The sequence below is a fragment of the Xenorhabdus bovienii genome (assembly GCF_024721015.1).
GTDB classification, from domain to species: Bacteria; Pseudomonadota; Gammaproteobacteria; order Enterobacterales; family Enterobacteriaceae; genus Xenorhabdus; species Xenorhabdus bovienii.
The window spans coordinates 1-16,414 of sequence record NZ_JANAIF010000077.1 but is presented as its reverse complement, the minus strand read 5'-3'; the positions used below and the strand labels follow the sequence as shown (position 1 = coordinate 16,414).

At 44.9% G+C, this 16,414-nt stretch carries 15 protein-coding genes; 11 read left to right on the top strand and 4 right to left on the bottom strand.

The window, feature by feature from the left end; translation table 11 throughout:
• The first annotated feature begins 371 nt into the window (after positions 1-371).
• Both NXS07_RS16030 and NXS07_RS16025 read left to right on the top strand, forming a co-directional pair.
• Positions 372-638 (top strand): hypothetical protein, encoded by a 267-nt coding sequence (locus NXS07_RS16030; protein ID WP_038204693.1) that lies wholly within the window; start codon positions 372-374, stop codon positions 636-638.
• Positions 635-916 (top strand): type II toxin-antitoxin system RelE/ParE family toxin, encoded by a 282-nt coding sequence (locus NXS07_RS16025; protein WP_258087133.1) that lies wholly within the window; start codon positions 635-637, stop codon positions 914-916. The genes NXS07_RS16030 and NXS07_RS16025 overlap by 4 nt, the downstream gene beginning before the upstream one ends.
• Positions 917-1,201: 285 nt before the next feature.
• Here the strand turns inward: NXS07_RS16025 and metF are convergent, their stop codons facing one another.
• Positions 1,202-2,089, bottom strand: a complete 888-nt coding sequence (metF, locus tag NXS07_RS16020) for a methylenetetrahydrofolate reductase (protein ID WP_038204687.1) — start codon at positions 2,087-2,089, stop codon at positions 1,202-1,204.
• A gap of 379 nt (positions 2,090-2,468) precedes the next feature.
• Positions 2,469-3,626 carry an acetylornithine deacetylase gene (gene argE / locus NXS07_RS16015; protein ID WP_038204684.1) on the bottom strand — a complete coding sequence of 386 codons (1,158 nt, stop codon included), beginning with the start codon at positions 3,624-3,626 and terminating at the stop codon, positions 2,469-2,471.
• Positions 3,627-3,728: 102 nt separating this feature from the next.
• Here argE and argC point away from each other — a divergent pair, with 102 nt between their 5' ends.
• From argC to oxyR, 5 genes are all read left to right on the top strand, one after another.
• Positions 3,729-4,733: an N-acetyl-gamma-glutamyl-phosphate reductase gene (gene argC, locus NXS07_RS16010; RefSeq protein WP_258087132.1), complete on the top strand. Its 1,005-nt coding sequence runs from the start codon at positions 3,729-3,731 to the stop codon at positions 4,731-4,733.
• Between the two features lie 69 nt (positions 4,734-4,802).
• Positions 4,803-5,576, top strand: coding sequence for an acetylglutamate kinase (gene argB, locus NXS07_RS16005; protein WP_038213565.1), 774 nt, complete (start codon positions 4,803-4,805; stop codon positions 5,574-5,576).
• Positions 5,577-5,644: 68 nt separating this feature from the next.
• Positions 5,645-6,856: an argininosuccinate synthase gene (locus NXS07_RS16000; RefSeq protein ID WP_038224956.1), complete on the top strand. Its 1,212-nt coding sequence runs from the start codon at positions 5,645-5,647 to the stop codon at positions 6,854-6,856.
• Positions 6,857-6,903: 47 nt separating this feature from the next.
• Complete coding sequence (argH, locus tag NXS07_RS15995; RefSeq protein WP_038213562.1) at positions 6,904-8,283, top strand: argininosuccinate lyase; 1,380 nt, start codon at positions 6,904-6,906, stop codon at positions 8,281-8,283.
• Between the two features lie 411 nt (positions 8,284-8,694).
• Positions 8,695-9,612 carry a DNA-binding transcriptional regulator OxyR gene (oxyR, locus tag NXS07_RS15990; protein ID WP_038197738.1) on the top strand — a complete coding sequence of 306 codons (918 nt, stop codon included), beginning with the start codon at positions 8,695-8,697 and terminating at the stop codon, positions 9,610-9,612.
• On the opposite strand, the gene sthA is transcribed toward oxyR, so the two are convergent.
• Positions 9,604-11,001: a Si-specific NAD(P)(+) transhydrogenase gene (sthA, locus tag NXS07_RS15985; RefSeq protein ID WP_038204664.1), complete on the bottom strand. Its 1,398-nt coding sequence runs from the start codon at positions 10,999-11,001 to the stop codon at positions 9,604-9,606. The genes oxyR and sthA overlap by 9 nt on opposite strands.
• A gap of 210 nt (positions 11,002-11,211) precedes the next feature.
• On the opposite strand from sthA, the gene fabR reads away from it, so the two are divergent.
• Both fabR and NXS07_RS15975 read left to right on the top strand, forming a co-directional pair.
• On the top strand, positions 11,212-11,862 hold the full coding sequence (gene fabR / locus NXS07_RS15980; protein WP_038197736.1) for an HTH-type transcriptional repressor FabR: 651 nt from the start codon (positions 11,212-11,214) through the stop codon (positions 11,860-11,862).
• A gap of 21 nt (positions 11,863-11,883) precedes the next feature.
• The gene (locus NXS07_RS15975) at positions 11,884-12,261 is read left to right on the top strand and encodes a YijD family membrane protein (protein WP_038197735.1); all 378 of its coding nucleotides are present in this window, start codon (positions 11,884-11,886) and stop codon (positions 12,259-12,261) included.
• A 96-nt stretch (positions 12,262-12,357) separates the two neighbouring features.
• Here the strand turns inward: NXS07_RS15975 and trmA are convergent, their stop codons facing one another.
• Positions 12,358-13,458, bottom strand: coding sequence for a tRNA (uridine(54)-C5)-methyltransferase TrmA (trmA, locus tag NXS07_RS15970; RefSeq protein ID WP_038204661.1), 1,101 nt, complete (start codon positions 13,456-13,458; stop codon positions 12,358-12,360).
• Positions 13,459-13,646: 188 nt separating this feature from the next.
• Between trmA and btuB the strand changes: the two genes are divergently transcribed.
• The gene (gene btuB / locus NXS07_RS15965) at positions 13,647-15,497 is read left to right on the top strand and encodes a TonB-dependent vitamin B12 receptor BtuB (RefSeq protein WP_258087131.1); all 1,851 of its coding nucleotides are present in this window, start codon (positions 13,647-13,649) and stop codon (positions 15,495-15,497) included.
• A complete protein-coding gene (gene murI / locus NXS07_RS15960; RefSeq protein WP_038224952.1) occupies positions 15,442-16,305 on the top strand; it encodes a glutamate racemase in 864 nt (287 codons plus the stop codon). The genes btuB and murI overlap by 56 nt, the downstream gene beginning before the upstream one ends.
• Positions 16,306-16,414 lie beyond the last annotated feature (109 nt).

Genomic DNA, 16,414 nt, shown 5'->3' with positions numbered 1-16,414 from the left:
ATAACAAACTCACAACAGCATCCCTGATGATCAGTCAGGGGATTATCGCTCTGTAAAAGTGATAATCAAGATATAAGGTTAATTTAATAGCTTTATTCGCAGATTCTATTTTTTCCTATGTGTCACAATTATATATAATATTCAATATGTTAAAGTTTAGTGGAATCATTTTTTCACTCTCAACATCAAGGTGAATCGCTGTGACTGATGGGAGTTTGAAACCGGCAAAATTCCCGGCACAATCTCTACATCAAAAATCTCTTTATAGTGCTGTTTGTTTTTTGAATAATTCTTTTCAAAATGCGATTTTCTGATACTGTCGTCTGGTAATCAAATAGTATATACTTTGTTCACATTTGAGAGGAGGGCTTATGAATAAACAAGCTGTTTTTACGATGAAGCTGGAATCTGAGTTGCGTGAAGATTTTATGGCAGCTACTGCCGCGGAACATCGTCCTGCTTCTCAGGTTGTTCGTGAACTGATGCGGGAATATATCCAACGTCATGAGTATCGTAACTTTCTTCAGCGAAAAGTTGATACTGCGCGTCAATCCATAAATGCTGGAGAGGGTATTGAACATACTGATGCCAAAGCGATTTTTGCAGCTCGTAGAGCACGGAAAAAGGCCGATAAATGAAGGTCATATGGACACCTCAAGCTTTGCAGGATAGTGAAGCAATATGGGAATATCTTGTTACTAAAAATCCAGTGGCCGCCGTAAAAATGGATGAGTTATTCGAAACTGCTGCGGAACGGTTGATTGAATTTCCTTATATGGGACATGCCGGTGAAATTTCAGGGACATTCGAAGTTTTCCCGTATGAGAACTATCGGCTGGTTTATGAGGTTTCAGGGGAAAGTGTCTGGATATTAGCTTTGGTGCATACTTCTCAGCTCTGGCCTCCTGTGAAATGAGAACATTGTCGATAGAATAGTCGTTTGATAGCATATAGTGAGTGCTATCTACAATAACGTCGAACCCCTATTCCGCTCGGTTCAGAGTAGCCATATCTGACTGAAAATATGGATCTTAACCGCAAACTGTGTATTTCAGAAAATAACGTAGAACATACAATTTCCTTTCTTGAAAAGTGGGATGCCCTCTGTTGGGGAGGCGATTCCGATTTACATCGCCACCGTTTGATTGTGATCCGCAAAGAAATCTTATCTTGGCCCAGCGTCCGTTAATTCTATCAACAATCAACAAGGACGAACTCCCAGCGTATGGCAGATAGCGTAACTTAATTCTGCCCGATTCAGAGTATAAAAATGGAAATCTTTCACCCCTTCGCGGCTGAGAATTTTCACCATGTCCATCGCAATCGATGCGCCAACTAAATTGCGGCTTTCCGGATCATCATCCAGCCCTTCGAACATTCTGGTCATCCAGCTTGGAATGCGGACGTTAGTCATTGTGGCAAACCGCTGTAACTGACGGAAGTTCGAGACGGGCAGAATCCCCGGCACAATTTCCACATCAATTCCCGTTGCAACACAGCGGTCGCGAAAACGCAGGTAACTTTCTACATCAAAAAAGAATTGGGTAATGGCGCGATTTGCTCCTGCATCAATTTTGCGTTTCAGGTTAATCAGATCCGACTGAGCACTTTTCGCTTCAGGATGCACTTCTGGGTAAGCAGCAACGGAGATATCAAAATCCGCTTCTTTTTTTAAGAGCTCAACTAAGTCGGCACCGTACATTTCCGGTTTACCGCTGCTATCGGGTAAATCACCGCGCAATGCCACAATGTGACGAATACCACTCTCCCAATAATCGTGAGCAATATTACGCAGCTCTTCACGGTTGGCATCAATGCAAGTCAAGTGAGGGGCAGCATCAAGGCCGGTTTTGTCTTTAATGCCCTTGATGATGCTATGAGTGCGGTTACGTTCACCGGAATTGGCACCATAGGTTACGGAGACAAATTTAGGCTTCAGTTTGCTTAAGCGTTCGATGGATTTCCACAGGGTTTGCTCCATCGTAGTCGTGCTGGGTGGAAAGAACTCAAAAGAAACACGAATCTGCCCTTCAAGCTCTGCCAAATTCTGATTCAGCGCTTCTCGCTGATTAGCGTGAAAAAAACTCATACCCTGTGTCCTCGTAAATCAGCGGAATATTTTGATCCGCTTACGTTTAGATGCTTAAGTGTTTACATGTCTATACGTTTAGATGTCTAAATAGAATGGGCGAAGCAATATGTTTAGTCAACAGCAAAGTGACTTATCCGAAATGAGGAATATTCAAAATGATCAGGAAAGAAATTCATGTTGGGCAGAGCAAGAGAAACGCCTGATTTAATTGGCCTGTGAACGGAGCTATGCGGATTATGAGTGATACTGAGAGGAATTCATGAAGTTTTGTGCGTTTTTTTGGTCATAAAATAGCGAAAAACCCCGATGCACTTATCGAGGTTAAAACTTTTACTGGATATTCTCTCCCAATTGTAGAGTAAAAATAATCGTAAAGTTAATGGGCTTGCAGGCAAAAATGTTCAACCAGCTGAGAAATCAATTTTTTGGTCGGCTCAACAAATTCCATACCTAAAAATTCATCGGGCTGGTGTGCCTGTTCAATTGATCCTGGCCCCAAGACTAATGTTGGACACAATTCCTGAATAAAAGGCGCTTCCGTACAATAATTGACGGTTTCTGCTTTCGTTCCCAACAAATTTTCGATCACGCTAACCAATTTGTGATCGGTCGGGCATTGATAACCCGGAATAGGGGGGTGGAGAGGGGTAACGCTTAAACGTCCCGGCCAGCGCTGTTTCACCGGCTCTAGTGCTTTATGCAGTAATTCGTCCATATCCTGCAAGGTCAATCCGGGCAGCGGGCGAATATCCATATGCAGTTCACAGCAGGCACAGATGCGGTTTGCGGCATCACCACCGTGAATATGGCCGAAATTCATAGTTGGATGAGGAATAACAAATGCTGGATTGTGATAGCGTTCCTGCAAGGTAGTGCGTAATTCCATCAATTGCGTGATGGATTCGTGCATGAGTTCAAGTGCGTTGACACCGCGTGCGGGATCGCTGGAATGGCCGGATTTTCCCTCAATGCGGATAACATGGGCTAAGTGCCCCTTATGCGCATGGATAGGTTGTAACGATGTTGGTTCGCCAATAATGGCGAAATCAGGCCGAATGGCGGTATTGGCAGCAAAATAACGCGCACCTGCCATCGATGTTTCTTCATCTGCGGTGGCCAGAATGTAAAGAGGATGCGATAACTTGCTGGCATCAATATCTCGCAGTGCATCAATGATAAAAGCAAAGAAGCCTTTCATGTCGGCGGTGCCAAGGCCATAAAATTTGTTATCCCGCTCGGTCAGTGTAAAGGGATCTTGTGTCCAGCGTCCTTCATCGAATGGTACTGTATCTGTATGACCACATAACAATAAACCTCCAGAACCACTACCCAATGTTGCCAGCATATTGAACTTGCTGCGGGTTTCAGGAACGGGCTGAATTTCAATGTTAAAACCAAGGTCTTTCAACCAGCCAGCCAGCAGGTTGATTAATATTTCATTGCTTTGATCCAGTTCAGCATCGGTTGCGCTGATGGAAGGTGTGGCAATGAGCTGATGATATAATTTAATAAATGATGGTAATTTAATATTCACTGTTGACAGCCCTTACTCATGATAGTATCAATATTCATGCATTATAACTGAATATAAATGCAGTAATGTGATTGGGTTACTACTACAAGGTGAATAAGTCCCATGTTGAATACGCTGATAGTTGGTGCCAGTGGCTATACCGGAGCAGAGTTAGCAGCATATCTGCAACGTCATCTCCATGTCCATCTCTCTGGCTTAATGGTTTCGTCTCAAAGTTCAGATGCGGGGAAATGTTTTTCAGATCTCTACCCGCAGTACAAGGGCATTGTTGATTTACCTTTACAGCCGCTGACTGATGTGGCTGAAGCAGTGAATGGTATTGATGTCGTCTTCCTCGCCACTGCCCATGAAGTCAGCCATGATATTGTGCCGATATTTCTACAAGCAGGTTGCACCGTCTTCGATTTATCCGGAGCCTATCGCGTACAAAATACACAGTTTTATTCAAAATACTATGGGTTCGAGCATAAAAATACGGCTTGGCTCGATCAGGCAGTTTACGGGCTGGCGGAATGGCAGGCGGAAAAAATCAAGACTGCCCAGTTGATCTCAGTTCCCGGCTGTTATCCCACCGTCTCTCAGCTTTCATTGAAGCCTTTGCTGGAAAAAAATCTGCTGGATACTGAACAATGGCCAGTCATCAATGCTGTCAGTGGTGCCAGTGGAGCAGGGCGGAAAGCAACAATTAACAACAGTTTCTGTGAAGTCAGTTTGCAGCCTTACGGGATTTTTAATCATCGTCATCAACCCGAGATCGCGGCACATTTAGGCACCGAAGTCATTTTTATCCCTCATCTGGGTAATTTCTCGCGGGGTATTCTCGCCACGATCACCTGCAAGTTGAAATCAGGCGTAACAGAAGAGCAAATTAGGGAAGCCTACCAGCAGGCGTATCATGATAAACCGTTGGTGCGTCTATACACGGAAGGTATGCCGGCATTGAAAGCCGTCGTGGGTTTGCCATTTTGCGATATTGGTTTTGCCGTTCAAGGACAGCACCTGATCATTGTCGGGGCTGAGGATAATTTGTTGAAAGGCGCGGCAGCACAAGCAGTACAGTGCATGAATATTCGTTTTGGGTTTGCAGAAACTCAGGCATTGCTTTAATTCCGGCAGACTTTAATACCGACAGACTTTAATACCGACAGACTTTAATACCGACAGAGGATAAATCCGATGGAGCCGTTAGTTATCAAATTGGGTGGTGTGTTGTTAGACAGCGAAGAAGCGCTGGCGCGGTTGTTTTCCACATTGCAGTCATATAGGAAGACGCATAAGCGCCCGTTAGTCATTGTACATGGAGGTGGCTGTTTGGTTGATGAACTGATGCAGAGATTGCAGCTACCGATTGTGAAGAAACAAGGCCTGCGGGTAACGCCAGCAGATCAGATTAATATCGTTACGGGGACATTGGCAGGAACTGCTAATAAGACACTACTGGCTTGGGCGATAAAATACCGATTGCCTGCGATTGGATTGTGTCTGGGAGATGGTGGTGTGGTGCAAGTTTCCCAGTTTGATGAGGAATTCGGTCACACTGGAAAAGCTCATCCGGGTAAACCCGATCTCCTGAAAATTTTGCTGGATGTCGGTTATATGCCAATTATCAGCTCTATTGGCATCACCGAAGAGGGTGAGCTGATGAATGTGAATGCAGATCAGGCGGCAACCGCCATTGCGCAGGTGTTAAATGCGGATCTGGCCTTTCTGTCTGATGTCAGCGGTATTTTGGATGGAAAAGGTCAGAAAATCCCAGAGCTGACAGCAGAAAAAATAAAACAGCTCATTGAGCATGGAATCATAACCAATGGCATGATTGTGAAAGTTAATGCGGCCTTGGAAGCGGCAAAAACGCTGGGGCATCCGGTTGATATTGCAAGTTGGCGACATACGGATCAATTGATTGCATTATTTAATGGCATACCCACCGGTACGCGAATTTCGGCGTAATTGGCTTGGTTTTGCCGATTAGTGGCACAGTATTTGGCTGAGATGAACAAAAATAAAAGGTTATCCCTATGACTAAAAGCATTAAAAAAATCGTTCTAGCATATTCTGGTGGTTTAGATACATCTGCGATTATTCCTTGGTTGAAAGAACATTATGACAATTGTGAAGTTGTCGCGTTTGTTGCTGACGTTGGTCAAAGCCGCGAAGATCTGGAAGGTGTGGAGCAGAAAGCGTTGCGATCTGGTGCGTCGGAATGTCACGTTATCGACCTGCGTGAAGAGTTCATCAAAGAGTATGTTTATCCCGTACTAAAAACGGGCGCACTGTATGAAGGCAGCTATTTGCTTGGTACATCAATGGCACGCCCAATTATTGCCAAGGCACAGGTAGAACTGGCGCTGAAAGTGGGAGCTGATTCTGTAGCTCACGGTGCAACGGGCAAAGGTAACGATCAGGTTCGGTTTGAAAGTACTTATACTGCGTTAGCGCCGCATCTGAAAGTGGTTGCTCCATGGCGTGAATGGGATCTGCGTTCCCGTGAGGCTCTGCTTGATTATCTGAAAGTCCGCGATATTCCCACCACCGCCACGCTGGAAAAAATTTACAGCCGTGACGAAAACGCATGGCATATCTCAACCGAAGGTGGGGTATTGGAAAGTACATGGAATGCTGCCAATAAAGATTGCTGGGTGTGGACAGCAGAGCCAGAAGATGCGCCGAATGAGCCAGAATATGTCACTGTCACGGTTGAAAAAGGTGAGGTGGTTGGCGTGAATGGTAAGGTGCTGTCACCCTATCAATGCATTAATGCATTAAATGAACTGGGAGCCAAACATGGTATCGGCCGGATCGACATTGTGGAAAACCGTTTGGTAGGCATGAAATCCCGTGGTTGTTATGAAACACCGGGCGGAACCATCATGATGGCCGCATTGCGGGGAATTGAGCAATTGGTGTTGGATCGCGACAGCTTCAAATGGCGTCAGCAATTGGGGTTGGAAATGTCCTATGTCGTCTACGATGGTCGTTGGTTTGCGCCATTGCGCCAGTCGATTCAGGCTGCTGCGGAAACGTTGGCTGACAGTGTCAGTGGGGAAGTGGTCTTAAAGCTGTATAAAGGCCAGGTGACCGCTGAACAGAAAAAATCGACATACAGTCTCTATTCTGAAGAATTCGCTACTTTTGGAGAAGATGAAGTCTACGATCACCGCCATGCAGAAGGGTTCATTCGCCTCTATTCGCTTTCTTCACGTATTCGTACACTGAACAGCAAAAAATAATTTCTGAGCAATTAACCTTTATTAAATAGAGAAAACAGGAACGACATATGGCACTTTGGGGCGGACGTTTCAGTCAGGAAGCCGATCAGCGATTCAAACAATTTAACGATTCTCTGCGTTTTGATTATCGTTTGGCGGAGCAGGATATTATTGGTTCTGTTGCATGGTCAAAGGCGCTGGTTACGGTGGGAGTATTGACTTCCGAAGAACAGCAAAAACTGGAACTGGCGCTGAATGAGTTACTGGGTGAAGTGCGGGCCAACCCCAAGGCCATTTTGCAAAGCGATGCGGAAGATATTCATAGCTGGGTGGAAGGGCAACTTATCGCGAAAGTGGGCGATTTGGGTAAAAAACTCCACACAGGTCGTAGCCGTAACGATCAGGTCGCAACTGATCTGAAACTGTGGTGCAAGGATCAGATAGCCGATATTCAGCAGGCACTTGTGGAGCTGCAACAGGCGCTGGTGATTACGGCGGAGAATAATCAAGATGCGGTGATGCCCGGTTATACCCATTTGCAGAGGGCGCAGCCAGTCACTTTCGCTCATTGGTGCCTCGCCTATGCCGAAATGCTGGGTCGTGATGAGAGCCGCCTGCAAGATGCACTGAAACGGCTGGATGTCAGCCCATTGGGCTGTGGCGCACTGGCGGGAACAGCCTATGATATCGATCGTAAACAATTAGCGTCATGGCTCGGTTTTGCCTCGGCAACACGTAATAGTCTGGATAGCGTTTCAGATCGGGATCATGTTCTGGAGCTACTGTCAGATGCCAGTATCAGCATGATCCACCTTTCACGCTTTGCTGAAGACCTGATTTTTTTTAATAGTGGAGAAGCGGGTTTTATTGAGTTATCAGATCGGGTAACTTCCGGCTCTTCCCTGATGCCGCAAAAGAAAAACCCTGATGCACTGGAGCTTATTCGTGGCAAATGTGGTCGGGTTCAGGGCGCATTGACGGGCATGATGATAACGCTGAAAGGGCTTCCCCTCGCTTATAACAAAGATATGCAGGAAGATAAAGAAGGTCTGTTTGACGCGCTGGATACATGGCGGGATTGCCTGCATATGGCGGTGCTGGTGCTGGATGGCATTCAGGTGCAACGCGGGCGCTGTGAGGAAGCGGCAAAACAGGGTTATGCCAACGCGACTGAACTGGCGGATTATCTGGTAGCAAAAGGTGTCCCATTTCGTGAAGCACACCATATTGTTGGTGAAGTGGTGATTGCGGCCATAGCGGAAGGTAAGGCACTGGAAGAACTGTCTTTGTTTGAACTACAAAAATTCAGTGAAGCTATTTCGCTAGATGTGTATGACGTTTTATCGCTGCAATCCTGTTTGGATAAACGGCTGGCAAAAGGTGGTGTATCACAGAAACAGGTGGCACAGGCGATTGCAGAGGTTAAACAGCGGTTAACAATGGATTAGCCTGAGAACATAATATATGCCTGCCCAATCCGGCAGGTTTTTCTGTATTAAGTTATAACAAATCTTTTGGTAAAGCGGTGCTGATTTCTGAAGAGGAATATTGCGAGTTTACTGCCCATAAATGAAAGGATAATGTAATAGTAATTTTTTTGATGAATTTGATACGGCGTTTAAGGTGTTGAGTGAACGAGAATATCAGTAGCATTCGGCCGACAGGTCAGGGAATAAGTCGCTGAATGTCTATTCAGCCATAAATATGGGGCAGCTTTCTAATAATAATTTTTTTGATTTCTCATAAGGTATTTCGATAAAAAATGCCTGAAATCACAAGCATTTGATAGTTTTATTCCCTCGTGCATATAATGATTTATTGATCAATTCTATCATTGATACCAAATACTGAGGTTGGGAATGAATATCCGCGATCTGGAATACCTTGTAGCGCTTGCCGAATACCGGCATTTCCGCCGAGCCGCTGATTCTTGTCATGTTAGCCAACCGACACTGAGTGGGCAAATCCGCAAACTTGAAGATGAGTTGGGCGTGATGCTGCTAGAGCGCACCAGTCGTAAAGTGCTGTTCACGCAACAGGGAATGTTGCTGGTGGAACAGGCCAAAACGGTATTGCGAGAAGTGAAAGTCTTGCAGGAAATGGCCTCTCTTCAAGGTGAAAGCATGTCTGGCCCTCTGCATATCGGCCTTATCCCCACCGTCGGTCCCTATATCTTGCCTCTTATCATTCCTGAGTTACACAAGCTATTCCCCAAGCTGGAAATGTATTTACATGAGGCTCAGACTCAGAACCTGCTGGCGCAACTCGATAGCGGAAAACTCGATTGTGCCATTCTGGCTTTGGTAAAAGAAACCGAAGCGTTCATTGAAGTGCCACTCTTTGAAGAACCGATGAAACTAGCGATTTATGAAGGGCACAGATGGGCGAATAGGACGCATATCAAAATGGAAGAGCTTGCTGGCGAAAAATTATTAATGCTGGAAGACGGACATTGTTTGCGTGATCAGGCGATGGGTTTCTGTTTTCAAGCAGGAGCTAAAGAAGATACTCATTTTAGGGCAACCAGCCTGGAAACCTTGCGTAATATGGTATCAGCAGGCAGTGGGATTACATTGTTGCCTGATTTGGCTGTGCCAAAAGAGAGAAAACGCGATGGTGTCTGCTACCTGGAATGTATCGAACCAGAGCCAGAGCGTACGATTATCTTGGTTTATCGCCCCGGCTCACCTCTGCGTGGTCGCTATGAGCAATTGGCAGAGGCGATTCGGGCTAAAATGGGTGACTATTTCGAAGTTTTTGGCAAAACATCAAAATAACCGATTTAACCCATTGAGTGCAGCAACACGGTAGGCTTCTGCCATTGTTGGATAATTGAAGGTTGTATTAACGAAATATTCGATAGTATTGCCTTCTCCTTTTTGTTCCATAATGGCTTGGCCGATATGGATGATCTCTGCGGCACGCTCGCCAAAACAGTGGATGCCCAGAATCTGTTTTGTCTCACGATGGAACAGGATCTTTATACTGCCAACATTCATGCCGGCAATTTGCGCCCTTGCCAGATGTTTGAATTGGGCGCGTCCTACCTCATACGGGATTTTCATCGCAGTGAGCTGCTGCTCGGTTTTACCGATTGAACTGATTTCAGGAATGGTATAAATCCCTGTTGGAATATCTTCCACCAGATGTAGGTTGGCGTTTCCGGTCATGATAGCTTTTGCGGCAATGCGTCCTTGATCATACGCGGCAGAAGCCAGACTCGGATAGCCGATGACATCACCAACAGCGTAAATGTTTTCATTGCTGCTCTGATAGACGCGATTCACTTTCAGTAAACCACGGCTGTCTGTTTCCAGACCAACATTTTCCAACCCTAGCTTATCTGTATTGCCGGTGCGGCCATTGGCATACAGTAGACAGTCTGCCTTGACTTTCTTGCCGGATTTCAGATGAACAATCACACCATCATCAAGACCTTCAATTTTCTCATATTCTTCGTTATGGCGGATGACAGTACCGCTATTCCAGAAATGATAGGACAGGGCATCGGACATCTCTTGATCAAGAAAAGACAGCAGATGATCACGGGTATTGATCAAATCCACCTTAACGCCCAGCCCTCGGAAGATAGAAGCATATTCACAGCCAATCACTCCTGCGCCGTAAATGATAACGTGGCGTGGTTCATGATCCAGTTGCAGGATGGTGTCGCTGTTATAAATACGGGAGTGAGTGAAATCCACATCGGGAGGGCAGTAAGGGCGGGAACCAGTAGCAATGATTATCTTATCTGCACTTAATATATCAACACTACCATCAGCATAACGGACACTTACACGATGTTCATCAATGAATGCTGCCTCGCCCGCAAACATTTGGCACCGATTGCGTTCATAAAAACCCTGACGCATTTTGGTTTGCTGGCTAATAACAACGTCAGCATGGCGCAGGATTTCAGAAAATGAGGAACGAAGAATGCGGGAGTTATCACTATAGAGGGGGTTTTGATTAAATTCGATAATACGGCTGACAGCATGGCGGAGGGCTTTCGATGGAATTGTACCCCAATGGGTACAGCCACCACCGACACTATTGTAACGTTCTATAACTGCAACGTTTTTTCCCTGTTTCACCAGCCCCATTGCTGCTCCTTCCCCTCCGGGACCAGAGCCAATCACAATGGCATCAAAATGAGTATATTGCATAGAGGAAAGACCTGTTTTTACACAAAATAACAACTCTATCTTAACATTACTTGATGTAATAACCTAATGACCATACGGTTTTTATCCTATTACTTAGAAATGAAACCGGGGAATATGGGATAATAGCTTTAAGAGAACAATCACAGCAAACACAGCAGAATCTGATATATTTGCTTCATTATATAGTCGAATGGATATATCAGGATTGTGGTGAGTAACGTAACTGGTGTCAGAGCGAAACAGAAAGAAAAAACCCGTCGTTCCCTGATTGAAGCCGCATTCAGCCAACTCAGTGCTGAGCGGAGTTTCACAAGTCTGAGCCTACGGGAAGTAGCTCGAGAAGCGGGTATCGCGCCTACTTCATTTTATCGACATTTTCGGGATGTGGATGAACTGGGGCTGACAATGGTGGATGAAAGTGGCTTAATGTTGCGTCAGTTAATGCGTCAGGCGCGTCAGCGTATCGCAAAAGGCGGCAGCGTCATCCGAACCTCTGTTTCAACGTTCATGGAATTCATCGGCAACAATCCCAATGCTTTCCGGTTATTACTACGCGAACGTTCCGGCACATCGGCTGAGTTTCGTGCGGCTGTCGCACGGGAAATCCAACATTTTATTGCAGAGCTGGCAGACTACCTCGAACAGGCAAGCCACATGCCGCGTCATTTTACTGAAATTCAAGCTGAGGCGATGGTGACAATCGTATTCAGCGCAGGTGCAGAAGCGCTGGATATTGATGAGGAAAAAAGGCGTCGTCTCGAAGAACGTTTAGTTTTGCAACTCCGCCTGATTTCCAAAGGTGCTTATTATTGGTATCGGCGGGAACAAGAAAAAAAACTGTCCCTAAAACCTCTTGAATAATAATGAAAGGAGAATAATACGATGGAACAATACCGCCAAGATAAAAGCACTATGTTGCTGGCTCTTATCGTTGGATTGGCAACACACGGAACTTTCTCAGCATTTTTCAACTCGCTTGTGCCTTTTTCAATTTTCCCGATTATCGCACTGGTATTATCTCTGTATTGCCTCCATCATCGTTATTTGAATTATCCAATGGCAGATGGATTACCAAAGTTGGCGGCTGGCTGCTTTTTCTTAGGAATCTTCATTTACAGCGCCATCATTCGGGTGGAATATCCAGAAATTGGTTCTAATTTCCTGCCTGTCGTGATTGATACTGCTTTAGTATTTTGGATTTACAGAAAGATCAAAGGGCGTAAACAACAAGCTATACTCACTTCAGAAAGCCATGGCTGATTATTTTCCTGATAACGGTTGAACGAACAACGCCACAAATTGATCGCTGTGGCGTTTTGGTCTTCCAACTAATTTTTCAGCTATAGTAGATGGCGATTAGTTACGTTTTTCCAGTAATACACCACACTCCATATGGTGCGTATAAGGGAATTGATCAAAGAGTGCCAGCCTGCTTATTTTATGGGTTTGTGTCAGTATTTCCAGATTCTGGCTGAGTGTTTCTGGATTACAGGAAATATAAAGAATCTGTGGATATCCCTGTACCATTTTAACTGTTGCATCATCTAATCCACTGCGTGGAGGATCAACAAAAATGGTTTCACATTGATAGCTTTTTAGATCAATGCCATGCAGTCGGTTAAATTCCCGCTCTCCATTCATTGCTTGAGTAAACTCTTCTGCTGACATACGGATAATTTGCACATTATCAATTTGGTTCGCTTCAATATTAAATTGCGCGGCAGCAACCGAAGGTTTGGCAATTTCTGTCGCCAGTACGCGATCAAAGTTCTGTGCCAATGCCAGAGAAAAATTGCCATTACCACAATATAGCTCAAGTAGATCTCCCTTGGCGCCTTTAGTAATACCCATCGCCCATTCCAACATATGAATATTGATGCTGGCATTCGGTTGCGTGAAACTGTTTTCAACTTGACGGTAAATCATCGTCTTACCCGCAATCGGCAGTTCTTCATCAATATAGTCATGGTCGAGCATGATTTTGGTTTTTGACGCTCGCCCGATCAGCTGAACATCAAATCCATTCGCTTTTAATTGATCACGTAGTGTGATGGCATGCTCGCGCCATTCATCATTCAACTTTTTATGATAAAGCAGAGAGACAATAATCTTATTGCTGAGGGTTGACAGATAATCCACTTGAAACAGTTTATGACGCAAGAGAGAATTATCTTTCACGCCAGCAATGATTGCCTGCATCATCTGGTTAATCAGCTCATTGGCAACCGGAAATTGATCAATACGAATACGTTGTTTGGTCTGCTGGTCAAACATAATGTGGTAAAGATCATCTTGCTCATGCCAGATGCGGAATTCAGCGCGCATTCTGTAATGTGATGCAGGGGAACGGAAAACCTCAGGCTCAGGTGCACTAAATGGCATCATCATTCCTTTCAGACGATGGACCTTTTCCATCAATTGATTTTCATAATCTTCCGTTGGCAAGACATTCTGCATTATCTGGTTCTCGTATGGTCGCGTTAAGAAAAATTTCCGAGCGGCATTGTAGGGAAAGTGCAAAGGATGTCCAGTTTTCTGGCACATGAGCCTCTTTTTGATAGGGGGTCATTCTGGACTGCCTCCCGCCTTCATCGTAGCATGACACTTTATTCGCTAGATTCAATATAGTTAGATGCCATTCTCTCATGACAAATAACAAACGTATCCTTTTATCTGCTGCTTCTGTGGCAGTGTTTTCTAGCTGGAGCCATTTTGCAGCTGCTGATAATCAAGATCCACTGGTGGTGACCGCGAACCGCTTTAAACAGCCTATTCCTTCAGTTTTAGCACCAATGACGGTGGTAACCCGCGAAGAGATAGATCGCTGGCAATCCAGCAGCTTGGTTGACGTTCTACGTCGCCTACCCAGTATTGATATTGCGCAGAATGGGGGAATAGGGCAACACGCTTCTTTATTTGTTCGAGGTACGGAATCACATCATACATTGGTGCTAGTAGATGGTATTCGCTTAAATCAGGCGGGTATCACGGGCGCGGCCGATTATAGCCAGATACCGCTTTCAATGGTGCAGAGAATTGAGTATATCCGCGGCGCTCGCTCTGCCGTATATGGTTCTGATGCCATTGGTGGGGTAATCAATATCATTACCAAGCGAGAGCAACAGGGAACAACATTGAATGCAGGTATCGGCTCGCACGGATACCAGAACTATAATGGTTCGACCCAACAGAAGCTCGGCGAGAATACCTTATTGACCGCAGCGGCCGGATATACCTATACCAAAGGATTCGATGTGGTGGCTGGTGGCGGTACGGGTGGGCATCGTCAGCCGGATCGCGATGGTTTTATGAGCAAAATGCTGTGGCTAGGCGTTGATCATAAATTTAATGATCAGTTCAATGGGTTTGCCCGTGTGCATGGGTTGAATAACCGAACGGCTTATGATGCCTATTATGATAGTTACAATCAGATGCTGATAGATACTCGAGAGCTATTCAGTCGTACTTATGATGCAGGCCTTCAATTTACACAGGGAATTTATTCTGCCCAATGGATTGCCAGTTACAGCCATGTCAAAGATTACAACTATGATCCTAAATATGGGCGTTATGGCAAAAGCTCCAGCTTAAGTAACTCCAAACAATATAATGTGCAATGGGGAAACTCATGGCAAGTAGGTCATGGGGCAATTAGCGGTGGTGTTGACTGGAAAAGAGAATCGGTTGCGGCAGGTTCGAATAATATTCCTGTACAAAAAGACGTAGATAACACCGGCCTGTATTTGACGACACAGCAAAAGATTCATGATGTCACGCTGGAAGGTGCTGTTCGTTCAGACCGTCATTCTGAATATAATTGGAATACCACATGGCAAACTGGCATGGGTTGGGAATTCATTGATGGCTATCGGTTGATCGTCTCGTATGGAACCGCATTTAAGGCTCCAACATTGAATCAACTCTATAGCAAGTGGGGAAATGAAAGTCTCAAACCAGAAAAAAGTAAACAGTGGGAAGGTGGAATTGAAGGATTAACTGGGCCACTTAATTGGCGCTTATCTGTTTATCATAATGAGATTGAACAACTGATAAATTTTGCCAATAACCACTATGAGAACATTGGTAAGGCAAAAATCAAAGGTGTTGAATGGACAGGAACCATGGATACCGGAATATTCCAGCACCAATTGACATTACAGTATGTTGATCCGCGTGATGGCAATAATAAGCGGTTAGCTCGCAGGGCTAAACAGCAGGTTAAATATCAATTAGATTGGGAATTATACAATATTGATTGGGGAGTAACCTATCAATATATCGGTCAGCGCGATGATGCAGATTATAGTGTTTATCCTCCGAAGCCCCTTAAATTGGGTGGCGCCAGTTTATGGGATATCAGCGCATCATACCCAATCACTAACCACCTCACAATCCGTGCTAGAATAGCAAATCTGTTTGATAAAAATTATGAGACAGCGTATGGCTATCGCACCCCAGGCCGAGAATACTTTCTCACTGGAAGCTACAACTTCTGATTTACCTAAAACCGCCCGACCAACGATTCTAGTTTTTGATTCAGGTGTGGGCGGTTTATCTGTATACCAAGAAATTCGACAATTATTGCCGGAGCTCCACTATATATATGCTTTCGATAATGAAGCATTTCCTTATGGAGAAAAAACGGCGGAAGTGATCATTGAGCGGGTCGTTCGAGTTGTCGATGAAATTCAGAAAAGACACCCCCTAGCTATTGTCATCATTGCTTGTAATACAGCTAGCACGGTTAGTTTGCCTGCATTGCGTGAACGTTTTTCTTTTCCCGTGGTTGGTGTTGTGCCCGCAATCAAGCCTGCGGCAAAGTTGACTTGTAACCGAGTAATAGGATTATTAGCGACACGGGCTACAGTTAATCGCGACTATACCAAAGAATTGATTACAAGATTTGCCACGGATTGTCAGGTTCATTCTATAGGCTCTGCAGAACTGGTAGAGTTAGCCGAACGAAAGCTGCATGGTGAGAAGATCCCACTGGAAGTATTGGAAAAAATTCTCAAACCGTGGTTGAGAATGAAAGAACCGCCAGATACTGTCATCTTAGGTTGTACTCACTTCCCCCTGATTGCAGAAGAGCTTTCACAAGTTTTGCCTGATGGCACACGATTGATTGATTCTGGAGCTGCTATTGCGCGTAGAACGGTGTGGTTGGTGAAGAACCAAAATAATTTATTTTTAACAACAGCGGATAATTTGGCTTATTGCACAAAAATAGACCTAAATAGCGAGGCTCTGCGACCCGTATTACGAGATTATGGCTTCCTTACGCTGGAAAAACTAGCAATTTAAGTGGAATTTGTTGTAATAATCATCAGTTGGTGATTTTTTTCAAAAAAACTATTGTCAGGCGGCGAAAAGTCCCTATAATGCGCCACCACTGACCGACGCTGAGCGAAGA